The sequence below is a fragment of the Mesorhizobium sp. P5_C1 genome, assembly GCF_054049815.1.
The window spans coordinates 1-6,722 of sequence record NZ_JBFULQ010000309.1 but is presented as its reverse complement, the minus strand read 5'-3'; the positions used below and the strand labels follow the sequence as shown (position 1 = coordinate 6,722).

Here is a 6,722-nt window from a genome sequence, read left to right as displayed (position 1 = left end):
GCGCGCCATCGAGCTTGCCTGGAACCTGATCACCAAGGAATTCGGGCTCAACAAGGACAAGCTTCTGGTCACGGTCTATCACACGGACGACGAGGCGGCGGGCTTCTGGAAGAAGATCGCCGGGTTTTCCGACGACCGCATCATTCGCATCGCGACCTCGGACAATTTCTGGGCGATGGGCGACACCGGACCGTGCGGGCCGTGCTCGGAGATCTTCATCGACCGCGGCGAACACATCTGGGGCGGCCCTCCCGGCAGCCCGGAGGAAGATGGCGACCGATTCCTCGAATTCTGGAACCTGGTGTTCATGCAGTATGAACAGGTGACGAAGGAGGAGCGCATCGACCTGCCGCGCCCGTCGATCGACACCGGCATGGGCCTGGAGCGCATGGCGTCCATCCTGCAAGGGGTGGAGAGCGTCTTTGAGACCGATCTGTTCCGTCACCTGATCGACGCGGCGTCATCCGCCATCGGGCACGGTCCCGACAAGGAGACGGTGGCGTCCTTCCGCGTCATCGCCGATCATCTGCGCTCGTCGTCTTTCCTGGTCGCCGACGGTGTGCTGCCGTCGAACGAAGGCCGTGGCTATGTCCTGCGCCGCATCATGCGCCGCGCCATGCGCCATGCGCAGTTGCTCGGTGCCCGCGATCCCTTGATGTGGCGCCTGGTGCCGGCCCTGGTCCGCGAGATGGGCCAGGCCTATCCGGAACTGGTGCGCGGCGAGCAGTTGATCACCGAGACCCTGAAGCTCGAGGAAACGCGTTTCCGCAAGACGCTGGTGCGTGGCCTCGGCCTGCTTTCGGAGGCGACGGAAAAACTGGGCGCCGGCGACATGCTGGATGGCGAGACGGCCTTCAAGCTCTACGACACCTACGGCTTCCCGCTCGATCTGACGCAGGACGCGCTGCGCCAGCGCAGCATCTCGGTCGATCTGGCCGGCTTCACCAATGCCATGGAACGGCAGAGGGCCGAGGCGCGGGCTCACTGGGCAGGCTCCGGCGACGCGGCCACAGAGACGATCTGGTTCCCGGTGCGCGAGAAGGCGGGCGCCACCGAATTCCTCGGTTACGAGACCGAGCAGGCGGAAGGCCTCATCCAGGCGCTGGTCAGGGACGGCAAGACCGTCGACAGCGCAAGCAAGGGCGAGGCAGTTGCCGTGGTCGTCAACCAGACGCCGTTCTATGCCGAGTCCGGCGGCCAGATGGGCGACACCGGGGTGATGTCAGGCGAAGGCTTCTCGATCGAGATTTCCGATACGCAGAAGAAGGCCGATGGCCTGTTCGTCCATATCGGCAAGGTGGCCGGCGGCACGGTCAAGACCGGCGCGGTCGTCGAGCTGAAGGTTGATCATGCGCGCCGCTCCAGGCTGCGTGCCAACCATTCCGCGACGCATCTGATCCATGAGGCGCTGCGCGAGGTGCTGGGTAGCCATGKCGCCCAGAAGGGTTCGCTGGTTGCGCCCGAACGACTGCGCTTCGACATCTCGCACAACAAGCCGATTTCGCCCGAGGATCTCGAAGAGGTCGAGCGCATGGCGAACGAGATCGTCGTCCAGAACGGCCCGGTGAGCACGCGCCTGATGTCGGTCGACGATGCCATTGCCGAGGGCGCCATGGCGCTGTTCGGCGAGAAGTACGGCGATGAAGTGCGCGTCGTGTCGATGGGCACCGGCCTGCATGGCGCCAAGGCCAACCGGCCCTATTCGGTCGAGCTCTGCGGTGGCACGCATGTCAGGGCGACCGGCGATATCGGCCTGGTGCGTGTCGTGTCGGATAGTGCGGTCGCCGCCGGTGTGCGCCGCATCGAGGCTTTGACCGGCGAAGCCGCGCGCAAGCATCTCGACGAGCAGGACCGGCGTTTGAAATCGGTGGCCGCGACGCTGAAGATCTCGCCGGCCGACGTGCCGGCGCGCGTCGAGGTGCTGCTCGACGAGCGCAAGAAGCTCGAGAAGGAACTGAGCGAAGCGCGCAAGAAACTGGCGCTGGGCGGCGGTGCCGCGGCGGGTGCACCGTCGGAGAACGAGACTGTCGCCGGCGTCGGCTTCCTCGGCAAGGCAGTTTCGGGTGTTTCGCCGAAGGATCTGAAGCCGCTGGCCGATGCCGGCAAGAGTTCGCTCGGTTCCGGCGTCGTCGTCTTCGTCGGCGCCGGCGACGACAACAAGGCGAGCGTCGTGGTCGCTGTCACTGATGATCTGCTAAGCCGTTTCAGCGCGGTCGATCTGGTGCGCGTGGCCTCCGCAGCATTGGGCGGTCAGGGCGGCGGCGGGCGGCCCGACATGGCGCAAGCCGGTGGCCCGGACGCCTCGAAAGCCAGTGATGCGATCGCCGCGGTCAAGGCGGCGCTGGAGGCAGCCTGAAAGTCCCTGCATGAAGGTGCTCGTCCTTGGCGGCTACGGTCTGATCGGCGAAGCCGTCGTCGGCCGCTTGCTTCGCGACGGTCATCATGTGGCCGGCCTTGGTCGCAATGTCGTGGATGCCGAGCGGCGCTGGCCGGCGGTGCGCTGGATCGCCGCCGACATGTCGCGGCTGCTTGCCGCTGAGCACTGGCTGCCGGTGGTCACCGGCATGGATGCAATCGTCAATGCGGCGGGCGCCTTGCAGGACGGCCCGCGCGATCGCCTCGACGCCATCCACCGGCATTCGGTGGTGGCGCTGGTCGCGGCATGCGAACAGGCCGGCGTGCACCGTATTGTCCAGATTTCCGCGATCGGCGCCGACCTCTCCTCCAGCGACGCTTTCTTCAACAGCAAGGCGCAAGGCGACAGGGCTGTCGCAAGCTCTGCGCTGGAATGGACGATCCTGCGCCCGGGTTTGGTGATCGCGCCCGCCGCCTATGGCGGGACAGCCCTTTTGCGCGCCCTTGCGGCCTTCCCCGCTTTTATCCCTGCCGTCATGTCGCGCCAGCCGATCCAGACCGTGGCGGTTACCGACGTTGCTGAAGCGGTCTCGCGCGCGGTCGCCGGATCGCTGCCGCCCCGTACTGCCGTCGATCTCGTCGAGGCGCAAGCCAGACCGCTCGCCGATGTTCTCCTAGCCTTTCGGGCATGGCTTGGCCTGCCGCAGGCGAAGGTCGTACCGGTGCCGGCCATTGTCGGCCGTCTTGCTGCCGTGACCGCCGATGGCCTCGGCCTCCTTGGCTGGCGATCGCCTTTGCGCAGCGCAGCCCTTGCCGCGCTGGCGCGTGGCGTGACCGGCAATGCCGGGCCATGGAACCAGATTTGCGGCCATCCGCTGCAGCCGCTGGAAGCAACGCTGGCCGCCATGCCGGCCCATGTCCAGGAGCGATGGTTCGCGCGCCTCTGGCTGGCAAAACCTGTCATCTTCGGCTGCCTGGCCCTGTTCTGGCTTGCTTCGGGCATCATCGGCCTGATCCGGCAAGACGAGGCCGCTTCCATTCTTGTCTCACGCGGCGTGTCGGCGAAATTGGCGGACATGTCGGTTCTTGCCGGCAGTGCTGCGGATATCCTGGCCGGCGCGGCGGTTCTGGTCCGGCCCTTTGCTCGGCCAGCGCTGCTGGCGATGATAGCCATCACGCTGTTTTATCTGGCGGCGTCGACGCTTCTCGTTCCCGGTCTATGGCTCGCGCCGCTGGGGCCGCTGGTCAAGACGATCCCGATGCTGTGCCTGGTGCTTGTGGCGCTGGCGGTCCTCGACGAGAGATGAACCTCTGGGCCGACATACTGCGCTGGACGCATGTCATTGGCGCCACGGTTCTCTTTGGCACCGGCGCCGGGATCGCCTTCTTCATGCTGATGGCGCAGCGCACCGGTCGCGCCGAGCTGGTCGCCCATGTCGCGGGCACGGTTGTCATCGCCGACACCATATTCACGGCAACCGCGGTCGTCGTGCAGCCGATCACCGGCGTGTTGCTTGCTCGGGCATTGGGGTGGCCGCTGTCCGAGGGCTGGATTGTACTGTCGCTGCTGCTTTATGTCGTGACGGGTCTGTTCTGGCTGCCGGTGGTCTGGATCCAGATTCGGATACGAAATCTGGCGCGACAGGCGGCCGTCGAAAATCGACCGCTGCCCGTCGAGGAAAAGCGCCTTTTTCGCATCTGGTTTGCTTGCGGCTTTCCGGCTTTCGCTGCCGTGCTTGCCATCGTTTGGCTGATGGTCGCCCGGCCGGCGATCAGTCTTTTTGGAGGATGATGTGCCGACGCTGACCATGTACCAGGTCGATGCCTTTGCCGAGCGCGCCTTTCAGGGCAACCCCGCTGCCGTCCTCATCTTGCAGGACTGGCTGGCGGACGAGGTGATGCAGGCCATCGCAAACGAGAACAATCTTGCCGAAACCGCCTTGGCTCGGCCGAACGGCAAGGGCTGGGACTTGCGCTGGTTCACACCGGTTCATGAAGTCGACTTCTGCGGACACGCCACCCTGGCGACCGCCCATGTGCTGGCCTCGCAACACGATGTGGCCGATGACATGGCCTTTGCCACGCGAGTGGGCGAGTTGCGGGTCTCTCAGCGGCAAGGCGCCTACCAGCTCGATCTGCCATGCTTCCCGCCGCAGCCTGTCGATTGCGAAACCATGCTGGCGCTGCGGGAGATATTGTCGCCGCATCCGGTTGCGGGCTTTCGCAATTTTGAGAACCTTGTTCGTCGAGCTTGCCGACGAGCAATCCGTCCGGTCCTTCGTTCCCGACCTGCTCAGGATCGAAGCTTTTCACCCGCTCGGCCTTGTCATTACCGCGCACGGCCAAACGCATGATTTCGTCTCCCGCTATTTCGTTCCCGGAGCCGGCATCCCCGAGGATCCGGTGACCGGCTCAATTCATGCGACGCTGGTGCCGTACTGGGCTGAAAAACTCGGCAAGACCCACCTGTCGGCCTTCCAGTGCTCACAGCGTGGCGGGCATCTCTTGTGTGACCTGGCCGACGATCGCGTGCTGATCCTGGGTCGCGCCAAGACCTTCATGAAGGCGGAAATCTATCTTCCGGAATGAACGGCGGGCCGGATTGAACAACGGGCGCAGGCTGATCAGGCCGCAGGACCGCTCGCGGCAAAGCTTGGACGGGCAGCGATCCGGTCCCACCACGCCTGGATCTCGGGGAACTCCGCGAGCAGCTTTTGCCCCTCGGCGACCTTGACGAAATAGCCGATGATCGGCGCCGCATGCAGATCGGCCAGCGTCAGCTGGTCGCCAAGCAACCATGGACCCGGCGCTTTCAGTGAGGAGAGCGTCTGAAGCGCCTTGCTCGCCTGCGAAAGCCCTTTGGCGATCAGTGCCTCGTCGGGCGCCTCCTTCTCCAACCGTTCGACGGCGACATCCCAGACCATCGACCGATAGGCATAGGCGTCGAGCATGCCGATGAACTGGTTCATCCGCGCATGGCCGCGCGGATCCTTCGGCTGCAGCGCCGGCCCGTCAAAGGCTTCGTCGACATAGCCTGGAATCGCGCTCGTCTCGAAAAGGCGAAACCCGTCATGCTCGAAGGCCGGAATGCGGCCGAACGGGTGATGTTCGAAATACCAGGCGGGAATACCCTCGGCGGCAAAGACATCGACCGGCACAAGCCCGTAGTCGATGCCTTTCTCCTCGAGCACGAGCCTCACGATGCGCACATAGACGCTGTAGTCCGCGCCGTAGACGACGGGCTTGCCCATATACCCCTCCCGGGTCTTGCCTGGTCAGGCCATCGCCTTCTGCAGGTTCTCGTCGATCTTGTCGAGGAAGCCGGTGGTCGAGAGCCAGGGCTGGTCGGGGCCGATCAGCAGCGACAGGTCCTTGGTCATGAAACCGCTCTCGACCGTCTGGATGCAGACCTTTTCCAGTGTCTCGGCAAAGCGCTTCAGTTCGGCATTGTCGTCGAGCTTGGCGCGGTGCGCGAGGCCGCGCGTCCAGGCAAAGATCGAGGCGATTGAATTGGTCGAGGTCTCCTCGCCCTTCTGGTGTTGCCGGTAGTGGCGGGTGACGGTGCCGTGCGCGGCTTCGGCTTCCACCGTCTTGCCATCCGGTGTCATCAGCACCGAGGTCATCAGGCCGAGCGAACCGAACCCTTGCGCAACGGTATCGGACTGGACGTCGCCGTCATAGTTCTTGCAGGCCCAGACATAGCCGCCGGACCATTTCAGGCTGGACGCCACCATGTCGTCGATCAGCCGGTGCTCGTACCACAGCTTCTTCGACTTGAACTCGGCCTCGAACTCGGCCTCGTAGACTTCCTGGAAGATGTCCTTGAAGCGCCCGTCATAGGYCTTGAGGATGGTGTTCTTGGTCGAGAGATAGACCGGATAGTTGCGCAGCAGGCCGTAGTTCAGCGAAGCACGGGCGAATTCGCGGATGGAATCGTCGAGATTGTACATGGCCATGGCGACGCCGGCGCCCGGCGCATCGTAGACATCGTGCTCGATGACCTTGCCGTCCTCGCCGACGAACTTGATCGTCAGCTTGCCCTTGCCGGGAAAGCGGAAATCGGTGGCGCGGTACTGGTCGCCGAAGGCGTGACGGCCGACGATGATAGGCTTGGTCCAGCCCGGCACCAGGCGCGGCACGTTCTTCATGATGATCGGCTCGCGGAAGATGGTGCCGCCGAGGATGTTGCGGATGGTGCCGTTCGGCGACTTCCACATCTTCTTCAGCTTGAATTCCTCGACGCGCTGCTCGTCGGGCGTGATCGTCGCGCATTTCACGCCGACGCCGTATTTCTTGATGGCGTTGGCCGAATCGATGGTCACCTGGTCGTTGGTGGCGTCACGGTGCTCGATGCCGAGGTCGTAATA

General features: G+C 64.5%; 7 protein-coding genes. 5 read left to right on the top strand and 2 right to left on the bottom strand.

What is annotated here, in order from left to right; all coding sequences use genetic code 11:
* The 5 genes from alaS to ACXJ7R_RS21395 all read left to right on the top strand — a co-directional run.
* On the top strand, positions 1-2,356 hold a 2,356-nt coding region (gene alaS / locus ACXJ7R_RS21415), incomplete at its 5' end, for an alanine--tRNA ligase (protein WP_457153593.1).
* A gap of 10 nt (positions 2,357-2,366) precedes the next feature.
* A complete protein-coding gene (locus tag ACXJ7R_RS21410) occupies positions 2,367-3,662 on the top strand; it encodes an SDR family oxidoreductase (protein ID WP_457153592.1) in 1,296 nt (431 codons plus the stop codon).
* Positions 3,659-4,147 (top strand): DUF2269 family protein, encoded by a 489-nt coding sequence (locus ACXJ7R_RS21405; RefSeq protein ID WP_457153591.1) that lies wholly within the window; start codon positions 3,659-3,661, stop codon positions 4,145-4,147. The genes ACXJ7R_RS21410 and ACXJ7R_RS21405 overlap by 4 nt, the downstream gene beginning before the upstream one ends.
* Before the next feature lies 1 nt (position 4,148).
* Positions 4,149-4,709, top strand: coding sequence for a PhzF family phenazine biosynthesis protein (locus ACXJ7R_RS21400; RefSeq protein WP_457153590.1), 561 nt, complete (start codon positions 4,149-4,151; stop codon positions 4,707-4,709).
* Positions 4,594-4,944: a PhzF family phenazine biosynthesis protein gene (locus ACXJ7R_RS21395; protein WP_457153589.1), complete on the top strand. Its 351-nt coding sequence runs from the start codon at positions 4,594-4,596 to the stop codon at positions 4,942-4,944. Before ACXJ7R_RS21400 ends, ACXJ7R_RS21395 begins: the two co-directional genes overlap by 116 nt.
* Before the next feature lie 35 nt (positions 4,945-4,979).
* Here the strand turns inward: ACXJ7R_RS21395 and ACXJ7R_RS21390 are convergent, their stop codons facing one another.
* Together ACXJ7R_RS21390 and ACXJ7R_RS21385 are read right to left on the bottom strand one after the other, a co-directional pair.
* Positions 4,980-5,606 (bottom strand): glutathione S-transferase family protein, encoded by a 627-nt coding sequence (locus ACXJ7R_RS21390; RefSeq protein WP_457153588.1) that lies wholly within the window; start codon positions 5,604-5,606, stop codon positions 4,980-4,982.
* A 24-nt stretch (positions 5,607-5,630) separates the two neighbouring features.
* Positions 5,631-6,722 (bottom strand): NADP-dependent isocitrate dehydrogenase (locus ACXJ7R_RS21385; protein WP_457153587.1); only part of this gene is annotated, 1,092 nt, incomplete at its 5' end.